Here is a 21,334-nt window from a genome sequence, read left to right as displayed (position 1 = left end):
GACTTCGAGTAACTGCTAAATGGAATGGCTGACCAGCCCCGAAATCTGGATTGCGTTCTTCACCCTGACTGCCCTGGAGATCGTCCTGGGCATCGACAACATCATCATGATTTCCATCCTGGTCGGCCGCATGCCCAAGCACATGCAGCCGCGCACGCGCTTCTTCGGGCTGGCGCTGGCGATGGTCACGCGCATCCTGCTGCTGTTGTCGATCACCTGGGTGATGCGCCTGACCGCCGACCTGTTCCACGTCTTCGACCAGGGCATTTCCGGGCGTGACCTGATCCTGTTCTTCGGCGGCCTGTTCCTCCTGTGGAAAAGCAGCAGCGAGATCTACCACGGCCTGGAAGGCGAGGACGAGTCCGAAGGCGAACCCAAGAGCATGATGGGCGGCTTCGTCGGCACCATCATCCAGATCGCCATCATCGACATCGTGTTCTCGCTGGATTCGGTGATCACCGCCGTGGGCATGGTCTCCAACGTGCCGGTGATGATCGCCGCGATCGTCGTCGCCGTACTGGTGATGATGCTGGCGGCCGGTACCATCAGCGACTTCATCGACAAGCACCCGTCGCTGAAGATGCTGGCGCTGTCGTTCCTCATCGTGGTCGGCACCGTGCTGATCGCCGAGGCCTTCGAGGTCCATGTACCCAAGGGTTACGTCTACTTCGCCATGGCCTTCTCGCTGGCGGTGGAAGCGCTGAACATCCGCATGCGCACCCTGCGCGGGCGCAAGGACGTGGAGCCGGTGAAGCTGCGCAAGGACATTCCTGGCCAGTGATCCCGCCGCGACAACCGGTCGCGACTGGAGGCAATCGGTGCCGGGCTATGCTCCCGGTGCGGCAAGCACGCCGCACCGGGAGAACGAGCTCATGGAAGAAGTCATCAACAAGGCATTGCTGGTCGGCGCCGCCCTGAGCGCCCTGGCGGCGCTGCTGCATGTGGCGATCATCTTCGGCGGCGCCCCCTGGTACCGCTTCTTCGGCGCCGGAGAAAGCATGGCGCGGATGGCGGAAGCCGGTCGTCTTCGACCCACCCTCATCACCCTCGGCATCGCCTCGGTACTTGCGCTGTGGTCTGTCTACGCACTGTCCGGTGCCGGACTCATCGCCCCGCTGCCCCTGCTGCGTAACGGGCTCTGCCTGATCACCGGCATCTACCTGCTGCGTGGCCTGGCTATCCTGCCCCTGCTGACGGTCGCCCGCGCCCACTCCACCCCGTTCCTGATCTGGAGCTCGCTGGTCTGCCTGGGCTTCGGCCTGGTCCACCTGCTTGGCCTGGCACAACGCTGGAACAGTCTGTAGGCCGGTTTATCCACAGCCCACCTCAGCGCGGCACCTTGGGGGCCGGCCAGTTCAGCACGCCCTTGTCATTGAAGCGCACCGTACCGAACAGCCCGCCGGCCAGCTTGCCGTTGATCTCGTAGGGCATGCCCTGGCGCGGCGGCCCGCCGGACAGGCCCCAGGCCTGGCGGAAGGCGGAGAACGCCGAGATGCTGATCGGCACGCTGATCACTTTTTCGCCAAAACGCGGAATCTGGCCGCTGGCATCGCTCACCCCGCTGGCCAGCGGCTGGCCGTTCACCGCCAGGTCGAGGGCGACGCCGTTGTAGTCAATGGCTTCCTCGTTGGGGTTCTGCACCCGCAGCTTCACCGCGAAGCGCGCCTCCATGCCCTGACCGGTGACCGGCTCCAGCCCGACCAGGTCGACCCGCAGCGGATCGCGCAGGCCGAACAGGCTGCTGCAGGCACCCAATGCCAGCACCACGGCGATCAAGCCGGCACACCGGGCGATCTGTCGAATTCCTCGCATGCACACTCCTTGCTGGTGGTGGGTTCGTCCCCGGCGGATTTTATCCACAGGGCATGGCGGTCCACTCTGTTCCAGATCAGGCCAAACGCCGTGAAACGTCCGCCGGTTCATGCTCACATCATCCCGCACGATGGCTCCGGATCAGCTTTACTCAAGCACAGGAACCCCAGCGAATCAGGCATTTGGCGAACCCACAGGGAAAAACGCGGGTCTACCAAGACATTGGATGACAACGCCTGAACGCTGCCGTGTCCTTATCGGCCTACCGCGCTATCGGGTTGCGGGCGAGGTCGTCAGGGGCTGTTGAGGTCAGCGGCCCCGAAAAAGCGTGAGGGGGCCCGACATGCTCAAACTGCTCGATCTGCTCTCCGCCGTCGCCCTGTTGGTGTGGGGCACTCATATCGTCCGCACCGGCATCCTCAGGGTCTACGGCACTCATCTGCGCCGCGTGCTGAGCCACAGCGTACAGAAACGGCCGCTGGCCTTCGCCGCCGGCATCGGCGTGACGGCGCTGGTGCAGAGCAGCAACGCCACCGCCTTGCTGGCCACCTCCTTCGTCGCCACCGGCCTGATGGCGCTGGCCCCGGCCCTGGCGATCATGCTTGGCGCCGACGTCGGTACGGCGCTGATGGCGCGGGTGCTGACGCTGGACCTGTCGTGGCTCTCACCGCTGCTGATCTTCTTCGGGGTGATCCTGTTCCTCAGCCGCAAGCAGACCCGCGCGGGCCAGCTCGGCCGGGTGTTCATCGGCCTGGGACTGATCATCCTGGCACTGCAGCTGATCGTCGCCGCCGCCGAGCCGATGACCCAGGCCAAGGGCGTGAAGGTGCTGTTCTCCAGCCTGACTGGCGACGTGATGCTCGACGCCCTGACCGGCGCGCTGTTTGCCATGATTTCCTACTCCAGCCTGGCTGCCGTGCTGCTCGCCGCGACCCTCGCCACTTCCAAGGTGATCTCGCTGAAAGTGGCGCTGTGCCTGGTGGTCGGCGCCAACCTCGGCAGCGGTATCCTCGCCCTGATCAGCTCGGCCTCGCAGAATGCCGCCGGCCGCCGCGTGGCCCTGGGCAGCCTGCTGTTCAAGTTCGCCGGCTGCCTGCTGGTGTTGCCGCTGGTGGGCCCGGTGGCGACCTGGATGGACGACTGGCCGTTCCGCACCCAGGAGCTGGTGATCGCCTTCCACGTGCTCTACAACGCCACCCGCTGCCTGGCCTGCCTGCCGCTCACCGAGCAGATGGCCCAGCTGTGCACGCGGCTGATGCCTGACCGGCAGTCCCCCGAAGACACCGTGCGCCCGCGCCACCTCGACCCGGCGGCACTGGACACGCCGAGCCTGGCGCTGGTCAACGCGGTGCGCGAGACCCTGCGCATGGGCGACATCGTCGAGCAGATGCTGAACCACTTGATGCAGGTTATCCACAGCGGCGACCCGCTGCTGGCCAAGCAGATCCGCAAGCAGGATGACGACGTCGACGCGCTCTATACCGCGATCAAGCTGTACCTCGCGCGCATGCCCCGTGAGGACCTGGGCGAACGCGACAGCCGCCGGTGGGCCGAGATCATCGAGCTGGCGATCAACCTGGAGCAGGCCGGCGACATCATCGAGCACATGCTCGGCGCCGTGCAGGACAAGAAGACCTCGCGCAGCCGCTCGTTCTCCGACAACGGCCTGGAAGAGATCACCGTGCTCCACGGGCAACTGGTCAGCAACCTGCGCCTGGCCCTGTCGGTGTTCCTCAACGGCGACCAGGAAGGCGCCCGGCGCCTGCGTCGCGCCAAGCAGCGCTTCCGCCTGCAGGAGCGCCACTATGCCCATGCCCATGTCGACCGCCTGCGCCAGCAGGTGGTGCAGAGCATCGAGACCAGTTCGCTGCACCTGGACCTGATCAGCGACATGAAGCGCCTGAACTCGCTGTTCTGCGCCATTGCCTATGCCGTGCTGGACAACCCGGACGCCAGCCTCGGCGATGTCCACGGTGAAGATGCGGACTTCGTCGAGCATGAAGTCGGGCAGGCGCAGCAATCCCCGACACCTGGCTCGCGCGCGACGGGATGAAGCCGGGCGCCGCAGGAAGCCGCGAACAACGGGTTACCCCCGGCCCGGGGTTAGGGCAGAATCGGGCGCCATGGACGAAAGCTCTCAAACACATCGCACGCCCTCGGTCAGCGCCAGCCTGACCCAGGCCGTGCTGCTGGCCGCGGCCCGCCTGGGCCTCGACCGCGCTGCTCTGCTCACGGCCAGCGGCCTGCAGGAAGCCCAGCTCGGCGATCCCGACGCGCGCATCGACTTCCCTCACCAGGAACGGCTGTGGGACGCGATCCAGGCCCGCCTGCCCAATCCCGAGCCCGGCCTGGCACTGGGCCGCGCGCTGTCGCCGGCTTCCTTCAGCGCCCTGGGTTACCTGCTGCAAAGCAGCACGACGCTGGGCGAGGCCCTGGAGTCGGCCCTGCGCTATCAGCGCCTGGTCGGTGAAGGCGGCCACGTAACGATCGAGGCCCAGCCCGAGGTCATCTGGGTCGCCTATCGCCCGCTCAATCCCGAGCAATCCGCCACCCGCCCGCGCGCCCTGGCCCTGCTCGGCTTCTGGGCGCGCCAGCTGAAGGCCCTGCTGCCCGGCCTGCAGCTGGTCGGCTGCCGCTTCATGCACCGCCAGCCGGAACACGTAGACGACTACGCGGCAGCCTTCGCCTGCCCGCTGCATTTCGAGGCCCAGGACTATGCCCTGGGCCTGCCCAAGGCGATGGTCGGCGTGGCGCTGCCACAGGCCAATGCGCCCTTGCGCGACCTGCTGCGCCAGCACGCCGAAGGGCTGCTGGCGCGCCTGCCCAGCGCCAGCGTCAGCGGCCGGGTGGTGGCGCTGCTGGGCGAACAGCTCACCCGTGGCGAACCGGGCCGCGCGGCCCTGGCCAGCGAACTGGGCCTGAGCGAACGTACCCTGCAACGTCGCCTGGCGGAGGAAGGCAGCAGTTATCAACAGCTGCTCGCCGACACCCGCCGGCAACTGGCGGAGCGCTACCTCGGCGAAGGCAACCTGCCAGCCACCGATATCGCCGCGCTGCTTGGCTACTCCGAGCCCAGTGTGTTCTTCCGCGCCTTCCGCCACTGGACGGGCCTGACGCCGGGCGAATACCGCCAGCGCCGTCGCCACTCGGGTAGCTGATACCCGACGGTCGCAGTGTCGCGCCAAGGCTGGTTTTTCACAGGCTTGTCTACAGGTTTTCCACAGGCCGGACGAAACGTCCTGGCATCAACCGTTCATCCCGCGGGTATCGAGGAACGCCAGGAACGCCTCCCGGCTGGAGTAACGCGGCTGATAGCCGAACTCCTCCTTGAGCCGCCGGTTATCCAGCACCGGCCGATAGCGCAGGAAGTCCACCTGCTCCGGACCATAGGCCGACAGCCCCAGCGGCTTGAGCAGGCCAAGCCCGGCGCGCAGCAGGGGAGCCGGCCAGGCCTGGTAGGGTTTGCCGAGCAGTTCGGCGATCTCGCGCAGCGACAACGCCCCGTCGCCCGCGAGGTTGTAGATGCCCTCGCTGCCCTGCTCCAACCCCTGGCGGATGACGTTCACCACGTCCTGGTCCCAGATGAACACGAAGCGGCTGGGATGACCGGCGACCCCCAGGAGCTTGCGCCGGCCGAACAGTTCGATGAGCGGGTTATGCACACGCCGGCCGAGGATGGTACCCGGCCTCAGGATCAGTTGCTTGAGCTGTGGATAACGTATCCGCATGTCGGCCAGCAACCGCTCGATTTCCTGCTTGTGGCGGACATGCAGGAAGCGTGGATGGCAGCGCAGCGGCTGGCTCTCGTCGATCCATTCGGCGTTGTCGGGGTGATAGCCGTAGGCGGCGCCGGAACTGGTGACGATCAACTGCTGGACGCCGGCCTCGCAGGCGGCTTCGATCAGCGTCCTGGTGCCTCCGACCTCGATGGCATGCAGTTGCGCCTCGGTCATCTCACGCGGGGGGTTGATCACCGCGGCAAGGTGGACGATGGCCTCGGGTCGCCATTTGTCCAGGCAATGCCTCACCTTGGCGGGCACGCTGATATCCAGTTGCAGCGGTTCGATGTTCGGACGCAGGCCGTTCGAGCTCAGGCAGCGGACATCGGCGGCAATCAGTGTCCAGTCGAGATGCTGCACGGCCAGGTCGCTGAGCAGACTCTGGCCAAGGAAACCGGCCGCACCGGTAATCAGGACACGCATTCAGCCTCCGAATCTCTACATCCACGGCGACGGCATGATCCGCCATCGTCAGAGGGTAAACCCGCCCGTGCCCCCACAATGACGATAGAAGCCGCAGGCGATGATGCAAGGCGCCAAACCGTAGGGCGGATAACGGGTAGGTTCGCGCCGGTCAATCCGCTATCCTCGTCGCTTTGCGTTCAGGCTCTCCCAGGCTTTCCGCCCATGCGTTGGTTGTTGTTTCCCCTGCTGTCCCTGCTGCTCGCTGGCTGGTCGTACGCCGATCAGCGCCAGACGGTGGAGGCGTATCAGCTGGAAAACGGCATGGGGGTACTGTTCAAGCCCACCCGCGAGAAAGGCCACGTCTCCATTCGTCTGATTGTCGGCGTAGGCTTCAGCGACTTTTCCTGCCACGACCGCCAACTGCCGCACCTGATGGAACACCTGTTCTTCAGCGGCCTGGACGGCGGCGACGAAGCCGACCTGGAAGCCCGCATGCAGGCCCTGGGCGGCCAGTGGAACGCGTACACCAGTGAAGGCGATACCGCCTTCGTCGTCGAGTCACCGGCCGCCACCCAGCGCCAGGTGCTCGACCTGCTGCTGGAAGCCATCACCCGCACCCACCTGGACGCACCGAAAATCGCCTCGGCCAAGCAGGTGCTGGTACGCGAGGACGGTGGCCACTATTCGCACCTGCAGCGCTGGCTCGACCACCAGAACGTCAGCCGCGCCGGCCAGGAACAGCTTGCCGTGGAACTGGGGCTGGCCTGCGCCGAGCGGGCGCCGGTCGGCCACCTGAGCCAGGCCCAGCTGGACCAGCTGCGCAAGGACTGGTACGTGCCGAGCAACATGACGCTGATCATCGTCGGCGACCTCGATCCGCGCCTGCCGGCATACCTGACCCGCACCTATGGCGCCCTGGCCGATCACGACACTCCGGAACGCCGCGAGCTGCCAGTGATGAAGGGGCCCGCCGAACGCCAGCGCACGCTGACCACCAGCCTGTTCGGCGAGAGCGCGGTGCTGCACTGGATATTTCCCGAGCCGGGGGATGCCGATGGCGCGTCCCTGGACCTGCTGCAGGCCTACATGAACGACGTGCTGTACACCGAATTGCGGGTGCGCCGCGAACTGTCGTACGGCCCATGGAGCGAGCGCAGTGCGTGGGCCAACCAGGGATTCCTCAGCCTCAACGCCGATATCGAGCGTGACGACCAGGACGCCACGCTCAAGGCGTTGCACGAGGTGGTGGACAGGATTCGCCACGACGGCCTGGACCCGGCGCGTTTCAGCCGCATCCAGCGTGTGGCCAGGGCCCAGCTGGCCTGGAGCACACCGGGCAACTCGACGCTGGCGGACTATTACTGGGGTGCGCTGGCGGACTTCGACGACGGCAAGTTCCCCGACGAGGACAAGCGCCTGGCGAAGGTCAGCCTGCAACAGGTGAACGAGCTGGCGCAGCAGTTGTTCAAGGACGATGGTTACCTGCGCATCGAGAAGCCGCTGCTCGACGACGATACCGTCTATCCGCTGGCGGCCGTGGCTGCGCTGCTGATCGCCGGGCTGCTGGGCCTGGCGTTGTGGCGCCGGCGAGGCTGAGCCCCGCCGGACCAGAGGACTTACAGAGCCAGGCGACGAACCACCTGGCAGGCGTCATCCGGATCGGGTTGGGCGCGGAAGCCCAGCTCCCGGGACATGTCGCGCATGTCGCGGTCCATGGACGAGTCGATCGAGTACATCTGGCGGAAGCCGTTGCGCTTGGCGACGTCGATCAGATGGCGCATCAGCGCGACATCCAGACCCAGTTGCTTCCACTCGTCGGCAATGGTCACCGCGCATTCGCACTGCTGACCATCCACCGCCGCATAGCGGCTGATGCCAATTTCGCGCAGCTCGCCGTCGACATGGGTCAGCGCGATGAACGCCATGGTGCGCTGGTAATCCACGTCCATCAGGTGATCGAGCAGCTTGTCGTCGATCTTCACCTCGCCGTGGAAACGGAACTTGCGGGTCAGGGGCGAGAGGCGTTCGAGGAACAGGCGCTCGCGCTCGCGATCTTCCGCACGCAGCGGGCGGATCAGCACGTGGCTGCCATCGTCGAGGGTTTCTATCCAGTGATCGGCGCCAACAGCCCCGAGGGCTGCGAGCTCGGCTGAGGAGTGGGTGATCATGACGCGGTCTCCGCTGGCGAAGAGGAATTGGGATGACCCTATCCTTCTCCCTCCCTGCCCGGACGAGCCTGACTTGAGTCAAGGCAGTCCGGGACCACACTGAGGCGGAACGCCGCAGGTAGCGTGAAGCGGGGTCAGGCGAAGAACCAGTAGCAGACGCCGATCGAGGCCAGCACGCCGGCGAGGTCTGCCAGCAGCGCGCAACCCACCGCATGGCGGGCGCGCTGGATGCCCACCGCGCCGAAGTACACGGCCAGCACGTAGAAGGTGGTCTCGGTACTGCCTTGCACCGTGGCCGCCACCAGCGCCGGGAAGCTGTCCACACCGTGCGACTGCATGGTCTCCAGCAGCATGGCCCGCGCCGCGCTGCCGGAGAACGGCTTGACCAGCGCCGTGGGCAGCGCGTCGACGAAGCGGGTGTCCCAGCCCAAGCTATCCACGACCCAGCGGAGGCCATCCAGCGCCATTTCCAGCGCACCGGAGGCCCGCAGTACGCCCACAGCGCAGAGCATCGCCACCAGGTAGGGCAGCAGGCTTTTGGCGACGTCGAAGCCTTCCTTCGCGCCTTCGACGAAGGTTTCGTACACCGGCACCTTCTTCAGCCAACCGACGAGGAGGAACAGCATGATGATGCCGAACAGCGTCACGTTGCCCAGCAGCGAGGACAGTTGCGCCAGCGCGGTGGCGGACAGGCCGGCGAGCAACGCCATGAAGGCGCCCAGCGCCAGCGCGCCGGGGATCAGGTAGGCCAGCACCACAGGGTCCCACAGTCGCAGGCGCTGCATCACCGACACACTCAGCAGGCCCACCAGCGTGGAGGCGCTGGTGGCCAGCAGTATCGGCAGGAACACCAGGGTCGGGTCGGCGGCGCCCTGCTGGGCGCGGTACATGAATATGCTCACCGGCAGCAGGGTCAGCGATGAGGCATTGAGCACCAGGAAGAGGATCTGCGCGTTGCTCGCGGTGGTGCTGCTGGGGTTGAGCTCCTGCAGCGCCTTCATGGCCTTCAGGCCGATAGGCGTGGCGGCGTTGTCCAGCCCCAGGCCGTTGGCGGCGAAGTTCAGGGTGATCAGGCCGATGGCGGGGTGGCCGGCGGGTACGTCCGGCATCAGGCGACGGAACAGCGGGCCGAGCAGGACCGCGAGCTTCTCCACCAGACCGGCCTTCTCGGCGATGCGCAGGAAGCCGAGCCAGAGGGTCAGGGTGCCGAACAGCAGCACCATCACGTCCACCGACAGCTTGGCCATGGCGAACAGGCTTTCCACCATGGCGGCGAAGACGGTCGCCTCGCCTCCGAGCAGCCAGCGGGAAAGCGCGGTAACCGCCGCGACGATGAAAAAGCCCAGCCACAGGCCATTGAGCATGGAAAGTCCCCCTTGGAATGGCCCGGATGATAGCGGCACGGGCACACCCGGCGCCAGAAACGACAAGGCCCCGGACAATGCCGGGGCCTTGTGGATAACCCTCTGGAATCAGCGGGTGGCGGCGCTTTCCTTGCCGTCCAGCAGCGCTTCCGCACGGCCCTCCTGCATGGCTTCCCAGTAACGGGCGCCCTTCTGTGCGTCGTACACGCCTTCCCACTTGGAGATCACCAGTACGGCCAGGGCATTGCCGATCACGTTCAGCGCGGTCCGCGCCATGTCCATGATGCGGTCGACGCCGGCGATGAAGGCCAGGCCTTCCAGCGGAATCCCCACGCTGCCCAGGGTCGCCAGCAGCACCACGAAGGAAACGCCCGGCACGCCGGCGATGCCCTTGGAGGTGACCATCAGGGTCAGCACCAGCATCAGCTGCTGGCCGATGGACAGGTCGATGCCGTAGAGCTGGGCGATGAAGATCGCCGCGATGCTCTGGTACAGGGTCGAGCCGTCGAGGTTGAAGGAGTAGCCGGTGGGCACCACGAAGCTGCTCACCGCCTTGGGCGCGCCATAGGCTTCCATCTTCTCGATGATGCGCGGCAGCACGGTCTCGGAGCTGGCGGTGGAGTAGGCCAGGATCAGCTCGTCCTTGAAGATGCGCATCAGCTTGATGATGGAGAAGCCGAACAGGCGCGCGGCCAGGCCCAGCACCATGAAGGCGAAGAAGGCGATGGCGAAGTACACCAGCACCACCAGCTTGGCCAGCGGCAGCAGCGAGGCGAATCCGAAGTTGGCGACGGTCACGGCGATCAGCGCGAACACGCCGATGGGGGCGTAGCGCATGATCATGTGGGTGACGCGGAACATGGCCTCGGCTACGCCCTGGAACATCTTCACCAGCGGCTCGCGGGTCGGCGCCGGCAGCGAGGACAGCCCCAGGCCGAACATCACCGAGAAGAAGATGATCGGCAGCATCTCGCCACGGGCCATGGCCGCGAAGATGTTCGACGGGATCAGGTTGAGGAGGGTCTCGACGAACGCATGGTGGTGCTCGACTTCCTTGGCGGTCTGCGCGTACTGGGAGATATCCACAGTGCCCAGGGTGCTCATGTCGATGCCGGCGCCGGGCTGGAAGACGTTCGCCAGCAGCAGGCCGACCACGATGGCGACAGTGGTGATGATTTCGAAGTAGACGATGGTCTTCAGGCCGATCCGACCGAGTTTCTTCGCGTCCCCCATGCCGGCGATGCCGACGATGAGCGAGGAAATCACGATCGGCACCACGATCATCTTGATCAGGCGAATGAAGATGTCGCCGGCTGGCTGGAGGAAATTGCTGATCCACCAGGCCTTGTCCGCGCTGAAGTGATTGAGCGCGGCGCCCAGTGCAATTCCGAGTACCAGGCCGATGAGGATCTGCCAGGCGAGGCTGAGCTTGGCTTTGCCCATAGTTGAGTCACCCTTGATTCTTGTGGAAGTCGGGGTTCCGCTTCGCCACCGGGGTACCGATGGCCAGCGAAAAGGGGGCGCATGATTCCTACACCCTCATCCCTCGTCTAATGCCGGAGCCGCCTACCCCATGCACAATCGGCATAGGAAAAGGCATCTGAAACCTTGGTTCCAGGTCCATCGCCCCTTGATTTATTGCATGAGGCAGGCTCCTCAATGCCCGTCACGCAGCGATCTGCAAAGCCGGCTAGGCTTGTTGCATTCATGCCTTCAATGGCGTGGGTTGAACGAATCAGCCGTCCGGAATCGAGACACCCGGGCTTCCTGTTACCGGATGTACGGTCGCGTCGAAGGACCATTTCGGAGGGCCATGGCCACGGAAGGGGCCACTGACTGCAAGGGGGCAGGAACGCGGGCGCTTGTGGATAAGTCGCCGGAGACCGCCCTTCATTATTGAGGTCAGTGCGCCGAGAGGAATCGGCGGGGCATTGTAGATCGATTCCTGACCACTTCGGATTGACCGATATCAGTGAAGTTCGAGCCGGTTCGAAACAGCGTGCGGCTACCCTGCCGCCTCTGATCCGCGCCAGCCGAACATGCGAACGACGCGGTGAACCTTCAGAGACAGGACACTCTATGACGCGACTCTCGGTAGTACCCACCCTGCTGTTGGCCGGCACCCTGGCGCTGGCCGGATGCTCCAGCCAGAAGCCCGATGCCTCGCAGTATTCCGGCTTCCTCGACGACTACTCCCAGCTCAAGCCGGCGACCTCGCCCAGCGGGCAACCGGTGCTGCGCTGGGTGGACCCGAACCTGAAACTGGATAACTACAGCTCGGTACTGGTGGAACGGCCGGTGTACTTCCCGCAGCCCAAGCCGACCGAGAACGTCGATCAGACGACCCTGAATGCCATTCCCGACTACCTGAAACAGCAGATCGAGCGACAGCTGAGCAGCCGCTACCGGGTGGTGCAGCAGGCCGATCGCGACACCCTGGTACTGAAGACTGCGATCACCGGAGTGAACGTTTCGACCGAGGGCCTGCATGCCTACGAGGTCATCCCGATCGCCCTGGTGGTCGCGGCCACCACCACCGCCATCGGCACACGGGACCAGGAAACCGAGGTCTATGTGGAAATGGAGGCCCTGGACGGCGCCACCAGCAAGCCTGTGGCCAAGGTGGTACGCAAAGGCGCCGGCAAGTCGCTGGAGAACAAGAGCACACACCTGACACTCAACGACCTGAAACCGGTGATCGACGGCTGGGCGCGCGACGCCGCCAACTTCAAGCCGTAAGCGGCCCGGCTCTGCGGAACCGAAGTGAGGCGAACCACTGTCTCGTCCTCACGCCGGTTCCGCCGCAGCCTTTTCCCCCTGACCCGGTCCGCCGTTGCGGAGGTACTCCCTGTACCCCTGGGTCGCTCAGGGCCTGAATCACCCCGAACATCCCGGCCCCCTGGTCATGCGCGGGCCGTCGGCCACGCGCGATCAAAACCAGCTCGGATCGCTCTTGAGCTCCTCATCCAGAATACCTTTCACCGTGTCGTCGGGCTCGCCCAGCCAGCGCAGGCGGGCATGCCGGCTAGGCGCCTGGTCCGGCGGCAGCCCTTCGGGCACCTTCACGTAAAGGGCATAGGCCTTCTGCTTGTCCCAGCTGAACGCGACATAGAGCCGATGCCTGGTGCAGTCGTAGGCTTCGCACAGTTCGCCCACCAGATACTTGCCACTGGGTTTGTCCACCGAGTGCATCGGCATCGAGGTGCCGCTGAGGCTCGTCACCCAGTCGGGCAAGCTGTCTTCATTCTGGACCATGGAGTGCCAGGTCTGCCGGTACTGCTGATCGGATGCCATCAGCTGGTCGACCCGGTACCGGGATATCTTGTCCGGCCCCAGCGCCAGGGCCTGGGTCCCGACACCGGCCAGCAGCAGGAGACCGATCAGCAGGTTGCGGATGACGCCCATGGCCACACACCTCGTCCGCAGTGGAGAAGGGCGTCAGCCCCGCCAGCGTCCGGCGATGAACGACACGATGAACAGCACCAGGAACAGTACGAACAGGATCTTGGCAATGCTGGTCGCGGCGCCTGCAATGCCGCCGAAACCCAGCACGCCGGCGATGATGGCGATGATCAGGAATGTCAGAGCCCAACTGAGCATGGGATTTCTCCTCTTCTCGTGGTCGATTCGGCAGCACTGCCGGAGTAGCCGTCGGGATGACCTTTCTCCCGATGTTCAAGCCACCTGAGGTGTGGACAGTCCACGAATTCAGAACACCCAGCCCCCCTGACGGGCGGTTGCCGCCTGCGGTTCGTGGGACCTCGTGTCCAGGTGCCGGTTGATGTCATCCCTGGCCGGAAGCATCTGTGGATAACTCGGGGTGTCCGAGAGCACGCTGGTTGCGCTGGGGATAAGTACGCGGGGATAACCCAGGGACGGCGACACCGATTGCACCTGGTGGATCAGCAACAGCAACAGGGCTATGGCCAGCAGGACCCGGCTCCAGACATCGACACGCGTTTCATGGCTATTCATCCCGACTCTCCTGGCCGTCGCGAGCATCCTTGCCCATGCAGGCGGCGTGGACCGATTTTCCTTGGGAGTCTGCACGCCACATGCCAGGCTGCTTTTGTATTTTTTATCCTTTAAAAACAATCAGTTGAATAATTCGTGCTGAGGGGTTGCGTCGGCATCCTGCACGATTGCCAGGCTTTCACCGTGCGTTTTGCAACCGCGGAACGGTCGATGCCGTCAGGTGGCCTGGCCGGCCACCTTCAGGGCGCTGGCATCCACTTCATGCACACCACGGGTCTTGCGAGCGGTGTCGATCAATTGCTGGCGCTCGGCATTGCTGGGCACCACGCCGCTGAGGCTGACCACCCCATCGCGGGTCGATACGCCGATGGACAGCCCGCTCAGCGCATGGCGCGCCAGCACGTCGGCCTTGATCTGGCTGGTGATCCAGGCATCGCTGACCGCAGCCTGCGCATCGTTCACGGAATCCTCCAGCTTCTTGGTCGAGGCGCCATCGGGCATCACCTTCAGGCGGTTATCCACAGAGGCGACCCCTTCGGTCTGTGCAGCGAGGTGGGAGGCCTGCTGGCTGGCCTCCTCGCTGGGCACAGTGCCTTCCAGGGTGACCGCACCCGCCTTGCTGGACACCTTGATGTCCAGGCCTTCGGCCGGCTTGTCCAGCAGCAGCTTGGCCTTGACTCGGGCGGCCAGCGCCGCGTCGTCCCAGCGCTGCACGGCATCGCTGCGGGGTGCCTCGCCGCTGGCCAGTGCCGGATCGACGGTAATCCGGTTATCCACAGAGGTGATGCCTTCGACACTCAGCGCAACCTGCGCTGCCAGTTCACGCTGTTCTTCACTGGCGACCTTGCCACCCAGCACGGCGCGGCCCTTTTCCACATCCACGCTGAGCTTGAAGGGCTTCAGGTCGCGGTTGAGGTTGATGGCGGTCCAGATCGAACCCTCCTGGCGCGCCTCGACCAGCTGTTCGGTAAGCGTGGATTCCTCGGCCTGGCCGACCAACGGCGCAGTGGCCAGCAGCAGGCTGCCGAGGGCCAGGACAAGCAGCTTCGGGGTGGGCATGGGTTACTCCTTGGCAATTTTCTGTACTGCCTGTAAAGACAGCAAAATGCCCATGGCAGTGCCATTCTGTTGATAAGTCCTTTTATTTCAACGCATTACCCGTCATGTGGATAACTCTGCCGTTGCACCCTGCCCGACGCTCTGGGTAGCGCCTTTGCAACTTGCACGAAAATTCCTGGACTAAGAATTTACCCACGACAAATTATGAGGATCACCTTGAATGGACGCTCCGCCTGAACAACTGGGCCGCATCCTTCTGGTCGATGACGAGCCCGCCATCCTGCGCTCGTTCCGCTATTGCCTGGAAGATGAAGGCTATAGCGTGGCAACCGCCAGCAGCGCTGCCCAGGCCGACACTCTGCTGCAACACCAGGTCTTCGACCTGTGTTTCCTCGATTTGCGCCTGGGCGAGGACAACGGCCTGGATGTGCTCGCGCAGATGCGCGTACAGGCCCCCTGGATGCGCGTGGTCATCATTACCGCCCACTCTGCGGTGGACAGCGCAGTGAACGCCATGCAGGGCGGCGCCGCCGATTACCTGGTGAAACCCTGCAGCCCCGACCAGCTGCGCCTGGCAGCCGCCAAGCAACTGGAAGTCCACCAGCTCACCGCCCGTATCGAGGCGCTGGAAGGCGAGGTACGCAAGCAGGGCGACCTGTTCGAATCACAGAGCCCGGCCATGGCCGCGGTGCTGGAAACCGCCCGCCAGGTGGCTGCAACCGACGCCAACATCCTCATCCTGGGCGAGTCCGGCTCCGGCAAGGGCGAGCTGGCGCGGGCCATCCATGGCTGGAGCAAACGGGCAAAGAAATCCTTCGTGACCATCAACTGCCCATCGCTGAGCGCCGAGCTGACCGAGAGCGAGCTGTTCGGGCACAGCCGTGGCGCCTTCACCGGCGCCACCGAGAACACGCTCGGGCGCATCAGCCAGGCCGATGGCGGCACCCTGTTCCTCGACGAGATCGGCGATTTCCCCCTGGCCCTGCAGCCAAAACTGCTGCGTTTCATCCAGGACAAGGAATACGAACGAGTGGGCGACCCGGTGACGCGCACCGCCGACGTGCGCATCCTCGCCGCCACCAACCGCGATCTGGCCGGCATGGTCGCCCAGGGCAGTTTTCGTGAGGACCTGCTGTACCGCCTGAACGTCATCGTGCTGAACCTGCCGCCATTGCGCGAGCGCGCCGAAGATATCCTCAGCCTTGCCGAGCGCTTCCTCGCCCGCTTCGTCAAGGATTACGGCCGCCCGGCCCGCGGCTTCACCGACGAGGCACGAGACCTGCTGCGCCGCTATGGCTGGCCCGGCAATGTTCGCGAGCTGAGAAACGTTATCGAACGTGCGAGCATCATCTGCAATCAGGAGGTAATTGGTATCGAACACCTTGCCCCCGGCGAGCATTCGGCCAACGCCGCCCCACGCATCGGCGAAGCACTCAGTCTGGAGGAACTGGAAAAAGCCCATATCGCCGCCGTGATGGCCACCAGCGCAACCCTCGATCAGGCTGCCAAGACCCTGGGCATCGACGCGTCCACGCTGTACCGCAAGCGCAAGCAATACAGCCTGTGAAACTGCGCCTGCCGCTGACATTGCGCACCCAGCTCTTCCTGAGCATCTCGGCGCTCATGACGGTGGCCCTGCTGGGGCTGCTGCTGGGGCTGTTCAGCGTGGTGCTCACCGGCCGCGAGCAGGCGGGTCTCATCCAGCGCAACTTCGACACCATCGAAGTCAGCCAGCAGTTGCACCAGGCCCTGGGTGACGAGCTGGTCCAGGTACTCAGCACGGAACCGGACATCCAGCGTCTGGCGGCGGCCCGCCAGTACTTCCGCGACTCGCTGGAGCGTGGCCAGAAGCGCGCCTCCAGCGACACCGAACAGCAATTGCTGGAACAGATCGCCAACGCTCACCGGCAGTTCGTCGCAACCACGGAAAACCCGGGGCCCGGCCGCACCGAGCTGCTCGACGACAGCGACCTGAGCCGCAACCTGGACGCGCTCCGGCAACAAATGCTCGCCCTGCACGAGTTCGCCATGCGCAACATCGGCACCCAGGAAAGCGACACCCGCACGCGGACCCTGTTGATCAGCGGGCTGCTCGGAATGGTGGGCCTGGCCATTCTGGTGATCGGCTTCATCACCGCCCACAGCATCGCCCGCCGCTTCGGCGCGCCCATCGAAGCCCTGAGCAGGGCCGCGGACAAGATCGGACGCGGTGATTTCGACCTGACCCTGCCCATATCCCCGGTGGCCGAGATGACCACCCTGAGCCGCCGATTCGGCCTGATGGCGGAGGCCCTGCGCCTTTACCGGGAAACCAATACCGAGGCCATCGGCTATGGACGCCGGCGCCTGCAGGCGGTGCTCGACAGCATCGACGACGGCCTGGTGATCCTCGATCGCGAGGGCCGCATCGAGCACGCCAATCCGGTCGCCAGCCGCCAGTTGTTCTCCAGAAGCGATCCGCATGGCCAGGACCTCGGCGCGCTGCTGGACAACCCGGAGCTGACCCAGGCCACCCAACGGGTCCTGGCGGGTAACCTTCTGGAAGAAACGCCCCAGGATCTGGTGGTAGAGGTGAACGGGGAGCAACGGCTACTGACCTGGGGCATGTCGCCGGTCACCCACGACGACGGACGCAACATCGGGGCGGTGATGGTGCTGCGCGATGTCACCGAACAACGCGCCTTCGAACGGGTGCGCAATGACTTCGTGCTGCGCGCCTCCCATGAGCTACGCACGCCGGTGACCGGCATGCACATGGCCTTCGGCCTGTTGTCCGAACGCCTGGCCTTCCCCAAGGGGTCTCGCGAGTACGATCTGATGAGTACGGTCGACGAGGAGATGCGCCGGCTGGTGCTGCTCATCGGCGACCTGCTGAATTTCTCCCGTTACCAGAGCGGCACGCAGAAGCTCGACCTGCAGCCGTGCGACATCGCCGAAATCCTCGGGCAGGCCCGGCAACGCTTCGAAGGGCAGGCGCGCAGCCAACTCATCGAGCTCCAGCTGGAGACCGCCACGGACCTGCCGCCACTGAACCTCGATCGCCTGCAGATCGAGCGGGTCATCGACAACCTGATCAGCAATGCCCTGCGCCACACCCCCGAGGGTGGGGTGATTCGGCTACAGGCGCGTTGTCATGATGAGCGGGTGGCGATCGCCGTGGAGGACAGCGGCGATGGGATTCCCTTCAGCCAGCAGAGCCGCATCTTCGAACCCTTCGTCCAGGTCGGGCGCAAGAAGGGTGGCGCGGGCCTCGGCCTGGCCCTGTGCCGGGAGATCGTCCAGTTGCACGGCGGACGCATCGTGCTGCACTCGCAGCCGGGCAAGGGCTCGCGCTTCTACGTACTGCTGCCGCTTTAGCTGGTCGGTACGGCCAGCAACAGCGCTGCAGTCTCCAGATCCGGCTCGCCGTCGAAACGGTCCGGGCGGAAGCGCATCTGGAAGGCCGCGATCACGTTGCGCGTCTCATCATCGAGCACGCCGTTGAGCGGTACCGCGTAGCCGTGGCGCGCCAATTGCTGCTGGAACCACCCCGGGGCGGGCAACTGGCCGTTCAGCTCGCCCAGGCGGCGGGCGATCTCACCCGGCTTGGGCCAGGGGATCAGCCCGGCATCAGCGAGCTTCTTCCAGGGAAACAGCGGGCCCGGGTCGACCTTGCGCTGCGGAGCGATGTCGCTGTGCCCGAGGATATGGTCCGGGGTGATGCCCTGGCGTTTGCTGATGTCCTTGAGCAGGGCGATCAGCGCATCGATCTGCCCATCCGGATAGGGGTACCAGATCTTGCCGCTGGGAGTTTCACGGTAGCCGGGATTGACCAGCTCGATGCCGATCGAGGTGGAGTTCAGCCAGGTACGGCCCTGCCATTCGCTCTGCCCGGCGTGCCAGGCGCGGCGGTTCTCGTCCACCAGCTGGTAGATGGTCGGCGGCTGGTCGCCGATCAGGTAATGAGCGCTGACCTCGCCGCGCGTCAGGACCCGCAGCGAACCCGGCAGGCTCTCCGACGTGTAATGGATGATGATGTACTGGATGCGGCTGTCCTGGTTGCGTGAGACATGCGTGCGATCGATCTGCAGCCCCTGCTCGGCGCAGCCGGCGAGCAGCAAGGCGGACAAGGCGAGACAGAGGGCACGAAGGGTCATGGACTCACTCACGCTGCAATGTGCAGGACGCTGCGCAGATTCTGCAGGAGCATGTTCACGCTGAGCATGATCAGCAGCATGCCGGCCAGTCGCTCCACTGCGGTCAGCCCGCGCGGACCGAGGAAGCGCTGGAGGAACGAGGCCTGCAACAGGATCACGGCCGTCGCCGCCCAGGCCAGGATCACCGCCAGATACAACTCCCACAAGGGACCAGTGTAGGTGGTGCGCAGGGTGATCAGCATGGCCAGCGCCGAGGGGCCCGCCACCGCCGGGGTGGCCAGGGGCACCAGCAGCGGCTCGCTGTCGGGCATGTCGCCGAGCACGCCCTGCGGGGTCGGGAAGATCAGGCGCATGGCGACCACGAAGAGAATGATGCCGCCGGCGATCCCGGTAGCTTCCTTGGTCAGCCCGAGGCCGGTGAGGATGTGCTCGCCCAGCGTGAGAAAGATCAGCAGCAGACCGAGGGCGAGCAACAGTTCACGCAGGGCGACCTTGAGCCGGCGTTCGGCCGGGACGGATTTCAGGGCGGCGAGGAACACCGCGATGTTGCCGAACGGGTCGGTGATCAGGAAGATCAGGACGGCGACGCCGAGCATGATCGGGAAACTCCGGCAGGAAAGACGCCCCGGCCCGAGCGGCGCGCGGTTCGGGAATCGTCTGTGGATAACGAGATAGCGTAGTCCCGCCTGTGAATAAAAACTTACCCACAGGCGGATTTGCGAAGCGTCAGGACTTCTTGATCTTTTCCGGACGCTTCCAGCCTTCGATCACGCGCTGCTTGGCGCGACCCACCGCCAGGGTGCCGGCCGGAACCTCTGCGGTCACGGTGGAACCTGCGCCAGTCGTAGCGCCGGCGCCGATATCCACAGGTGCTACCAGCGAGTTGTTGGAGCCGATGAAGACGTCCTCGCCAATGGTGGTGCGCCACTTGTTGGCGCCATCGTAGTTGCAGGTGATGGTGCCGGCACCGATGTTGGTGCGCGCACCGACTTCGGTGTCGCCCAGGTAGGTGAGGTGACCGACCTTCACGCCGTCCTGCAGGTGGGCGTTCTTCAGCTCGACGAAGTTACCCACATGCACCTTGCGCTCCAGCACGCTGCCCGGACGCAGGCGGGCGAACGGGCCGACATCGCTGTCCGGACCGACATGGGCGCCTTCCAGATGCGAGTTGGCCTTGATGATGGCGCCGCGGCGCAGGGTGCTGTCCTTGATATAGCAGTTCGGGCCGATCTGTACGTTGTCCTCAATTTCCACCTGGCCTTCGAGAATCACGTTGATGTCGATCTGCACGTCGCGGCCGACACTGACCTCACCACGCACATCGAAGCGCGCCGGATCGATCAGGGTCACGCCCTGGGCCATCAGGCGGCGCGCCACACGCTGCTGGAAGAAGCGCTCCAGCTCGGAAAGTTGCAGGCGATCGTTGGCGCCCTGGACTTCCATGGCCGCCTGCGGCTGCGCGGTGGCGACGCGCAGGCCATCGGAGACCGCCATGGCGATCACGTCGGTGAGGTAATACTCGCCCTGGGCGTTGGCATTGGACAGGCGCGACAGCCAGCCGGCCAGACGCTCGCGCGGCACGGCGAGGATGCCGGTGTTGCCTTCGCGGATGGCGCGCTGCTCGGGGGACGCGTCCTTCTGCTCGACGATGGCCTGTACCTCGCCAGCGGCGTCACGAATGATGCGGCCGTAGCCGGTTGGATCGTCCAGTTCGACGGTCAGCAGCGCCAGCTGTTCAGCACTGGCCTGGGCCATCAGACGCTCCAGGGTCGGCTGCTCGATCAGCGGCACGTCGCCGTAGAGGATCAACACCTTGTCCGCACTCAGGAAGGGGGCAGCCTGGGCTACGGCATGGCCGGTGCCGAGCTGCTGCTCCTGGATCACGAAATTCAGGTCGTCCGCCTGCAGTCGTTCCCGTACCAGCTCCGCACCGTGCCCGATCACCACATGGATACGGGAAGGGCTGAGCGTGCGCGCGGTATCGATCACATGGGCGAGCATCGGCTTGCCAGCGACCGGGTGAAGGACTTTCGGCAGGGCCGAACGCATACGCGTGCCCTGGCCAGCGGCGAGAATGACGATTTCGAGGGACATGAATGACAGACCGTCCTGGTGAGCGGGGAGAACCCCGGGTGTAGAAAAAGAAAAAGGGTAGCCAAGGCTACCCTTTTCCCATTTGTCGCTAAAGCCCGAGGGCTTCGCGCCGGCTTAGCCGCCGAACTTCTTGCGAACCTGCTGGACCGTGCGCAGTTGCGCTGCGGCTTCGGCCAGGCGGGCTGCGGCGGAGCTGTAGTCAAACTCGGCACCTTTGGAGTGCAGAGCCTTCTCAGCTTCCTTCAGTGCGGTCTGGGCAGCCGCTTCGTCGAGGTCGCCTGCGCGAATCACGGTGTCGGCGAGAACCTTGACCATGTTCGGCTGCACTTCGAGGAAGCCGCCGGAGATGTAGTACACCTCCTGCTCGCCACCCTGCTTCACCAGGCGGATCGGACCCGGCTTGAGCTCGGTGATCAGCGGCGCGTGGCCCGGAGCGATACCCAGATCACCCAGGGCGCCGTGCGCGACGACCAGCTCGACCAGACCGGAGAAGATCTCCGCTTCGGCGCTGACGATGTCGCAGTGGACTGTAATAGCCATAC

Annotated in this window: 21 protein-coding genes; 8 read left to right on the top strand and 13 right to left on the bottom strand. The window is 65.1% G+C overall.

The features are described 5' to 3' along the window. Positions 1-19: 19 nt before the first annotated feature. Complete coding sequence (locus ACQ5BL_RS18575) at positions 20-781, top strand: TerC family protein (RefSeq protein ID WP_207884907.1); 762 nt, start codon at positions 20-22, stop codon at positions 779-781. A 91-nt stretch (positions 782-872) separates the two neighbouring features. Then, positions 873-1,304, top strand: coding sequence for a hypothetical protein (locus ACQ5BL_RS18570; RefSeq protein WP_243807360.1), 432 nt, complete (start codon positions 873-875; stop codon positions 1,302-1,304). 22 nt (positions 1,305-1,326) lie between these two features. Here ACQ5BL_RS18570 and ACQ5BL_RS18565 read toward each other — a convergent pair whose 3' ends face one another. Then, positions 1,327-1,812: an LEA type 2 family protein gene (locus ACQ5BL_RS18565; RefSeq protein ID WP_207884906.1), complete on the bottom strand. Its 486-nt coding sequence runs from the start codon at positions 1,810-1,812 to the stop codon at positions 1,327-1,329. 343 nt (positions 1,813-2,155) lie between these two features. On the opposite strand from ACQ5BL_RS18565, the gene ACQ5BL_RS18560 reads away from it, so the two are divergent. Beyond that, positions 2,156-3,865, top strand: coding sequence for a Na/Pi cotransporter family protein (locus ACQ5BL_RS18560; RefSeq protein ID WP_207884905.1), 1,710 nt, complete (start codon positions 2,156-2,158; stop codon positions 3,863-3,865). A 70-nt stretch (positions 3,866-3,935) separates the two neighbouring features. Continuing rightward, positions 3,936-4,970, top strand: coding sequence for an AraC family transcriptional regulator (locus tag ACQ5BL_RS18555; protein WP_243807358.1), 1,035 nt, complete (start codon positions 3,936-3,938; stop codon positions 4,968-4,970). 87 nt (positions 4,971-5,057) lie between these two features. Here the strand turns inward: ACQ5BL_RS18555 and ACQ5BL_RS18550 are convergent, their stop codons facing one another. Continuing rightward, positions 5,058-6,014, bottom strand: coding sequence for an NAD-dependent epimerase/dehydratase family protein (locus tag ACQ5BL_RS18550; protein WP_207884903.1), 957 nt, complete (start codon positions 6,012-6,014; stop codon positions 5,058-5,060). Between the two features lie 204 nt (positions 6,015-6,218). Here ACQ5BL_RS18550 and ACQ5BL_RS18545 point away from each other — a divergent pair, with 204 nt between their 5' ends. After that, positions 6,219-7,592, top strand: coding sequence for a M16 family metallopeptidase (locus tag ACQ5BL_RS18545; protein WP_243807356.1), 1,374 nt, complete (start codon positions 6,219-6,221; stop codon positions 7,590-7,592). Positions 7,593-7,612: 20 nt separating this feature from the next. On the opposite strand, the gene ACQ5BL_RS18540 is transcribed toward ACQ5BL_RS18545, so the two are convergent. The 3 genes from ACQ5BL_RS18540 to gltP form a co-directional block, all read right to left on the bottom strand. Next, positions 7,613-8,164, bottom strand: a complete 552-nt coding sequence (locus ACQ5BL_RS18540) for a GNAT family N-acetyltransferase (protein ID WP_243807352.1) — start codon at positions 8,162-8,164, stop codon at positions 7,613-7,615. A 134-nt stretch (positions 8,165-8,298) separates the two neighbouring features. Then, positions 8,299-9,528, bottom strand: coding sequence for a nucleoside recognition domain-containing protein (locus tag ACQ5BL_RS18535; RefSeq protein WP_243807350.1), 1,230 nt, complete (start codon positions 9,526-9,528; stop codon positions 8,299-8,301). Positions 9,529-9,636: 108 nt separating this feature from the next. Then, positions 9,637-10,971: a glutamate/aspartate:proton symporter GltP gene (gene gltP, locus ACQ5BL_RS18530; protein ID WP_243807347.1), complete on the bottom strand. Its 1,335-nt coding sequence runs from the start codon at positions 10,969-10,971 to the stop codon at positions 9,637-9,639. 636 nt (positions 10,972-11,607) lie between these two features. Here gltP and ACQ5BL_RS18525 point away from each other — a divergent pair. Continuing rightward, positions 11,608-12,267 carry a DUF3313 domain-containing protein gene (locus ACQ5BL_RS18525; protein WP_243807345.1) on the top strand — a complete coding sequence of 220 codons (660 nt, stop codon included), beginning with the start codon at positions 11,608-11,610 and terminating at the stop codon, positions 12,265-12,267. Between the two features lie 192 nt (positions 12,268-12,459). Here ACQ5BL_RS18525 and ACQ5BL_RS18520 read toward each other — a convergent pair whose 3' ends face one another. The 4 genes from ACQ5BL_RS18520 to ACQ5BL_RS18505 all read right to left on the bottom strand — a co-directional run bounded on the left by ACQ5BL_RS18520 (position 12,460) and on the right by ACQ5BL_RS18505 (position 14,562). After that, on the bottom strand, positions 12,460-12,933 hold the full coding sequence (locus ACQ5BL_RS18520) for an inhibitor of vertebrate lysozyme family protein (protein WP_243807342.1): 474 nt from the start codon (positions 12,931-12,933) through the stop codon (positions 12,460-12,462). Between the two features lie 33 nt (positions 12,934-12,966). After that, positions 12,967-13,128 carry a DUF1328 domain-containing protein gene (locus ACQ5BL_RS18515; protein WP_207884896.1) on the bottom strand — a complete coding sequence of 54 codons (162 nt, stop codon included), beginning with the start codon at positions 13,126-13,128 and terminating at the stop codon, positions 12,967-12,969. A 108-nt stretch (positions 13,129-13,236) separates the two neighbouring features. After that, positions 13,237-13,503: a hypothetical protein gene (locus tag ACQ5BL_RS18510; RefSeq protein ID WP_243807340.1), complete on the bottom strand. Its 267-nt coding sequence runs from the start codon at positions 13,501-13,503 to the stop codon at positions 13,237-13,239. Positions 13,504-13,719: 216 nt separating this feature from the next. Continuing rightward, entirely contained in the window at positions 13,720-14,562 is an 843-nt protein-coding gene (locus ACQ5BL_RS18505) for a BON domain-containing protein (RefSeq protein ID WP_243807338.1), read from the bottom strand. A gap of 220 nt (positions 14,563-14,782) precedes the next feature. Between ACQ5BL_RS18505 and algB the strand changes: the two genes are divergently transcribed. Together algB and ACQ5BL_RS18495 are read left to right on the top strand one after the other, a co-directional pair. Continuing rightward, complete coding sequence (gene algB, locus ACQ5BL_RS18500) at positions 14,783-16,129, top strand: sigma-54-dependent response regulator transcription factor AlgB (protein ID WP_243807329.1); 1,347 nt, start codon at positions 14,783-14,785, stop codon at positions 16,127-16,129. After that, positions 16,126-17,919, top strand: coding sequence for an ATP-binding protein (locus ACQ5BL_RS18495; protein ID WP_243807311.1), 1,794 nt, complete (start codon positions 16,126-16,128; stop codon positions 17,917-17,919). Before algB ends, ACQ5BL_RS18495 begins: the two co-directional genes overlap by 4 nt. On the opposite strand, the gene ACQ5BL_RS18490 is transcribed toward ACQ5BL_RS18495, so the two are convergent. From ACQ5BL_RS18490 to ACQ5BL_RS18475, 4 genes are all read right to left on the bottom strand, one after another. Next, positions 17,916-18,698 (bottom strand): N-acetylmuramoyl-L-alanine amidase, encoded by a 783-nt coding sequence (locus tag ACQ5BL_RS18490; RefSeq protein WP_207884891.1) that lies wholly within the window; start codon positions 18,696-18,698, stop codon positions 17,916-17,918. The two genes, ACQ5BL_RS18495 and ACQ5BL_RS18490, sit on opposite strands and share 4 nt — an antisense overlap. 8 nt (positions 18,699-18,706) lie before the next feature. Further along, the gene (locus ACQ5BL_RS18485; RefSeq protein WP_207884890.1) at positions 18,707-19,294 is read right to left on the bottom strand and encodes a MarC family protein; all 588 of its coding nucleotides are present in this window, start codon (positions 19,292-19,294) and stop codon (positions 18,707-18,709) included. Positions 19,295-19,424: 130 nt separating this feature from the next. After that, entirely contained in the window at positions 19,425-20,792 is a 1,368-nt protein-coding gene (gene glmU / locus ACQ5BL_RS18480) for a bifunctional UDP-N-acetylglucosamine diphosphorylase/glucosamine-1-phosphate N-acetyltransferase GlmU (protein ID WP_243807302.1), read from the bottom strand. A 114-nt stretch (positions 20,793-20,906) separates the two neighbouring features. Beyond that, positions 20,907-21,332 carry a F0F1 ATP synthase subunit epsilon gene (locus tag ACQ5BL_RS18475; RefSeq protein WP_207884888.1) on the bottom strand — a complete coding sequence of 142 codons (426 nt, stop codon included), beginning with the start codon at positions 21,330-21,332 and terminating at the stop codon, positions 20,907-20,909. Between the last annotated feature and the right edge of the window lie 2 nt (positions 21,333-21,334).

Origin of the sequence: Pseudomonas sp. B1-22 (genome assembly GCF_050474425.1) — a bacterium.
Taxonomy (GTDB): domain Bacteria; phylum Pseudomonadota; class Gammaproteobacteria; order Pseudomonadales; family Pseudomonadaceae; genus Pseudomonas.
Note: the sequence above shows the minus strand (reverse complement) of the source record. Positions and strands in the feature narration are given on the sequence as shown.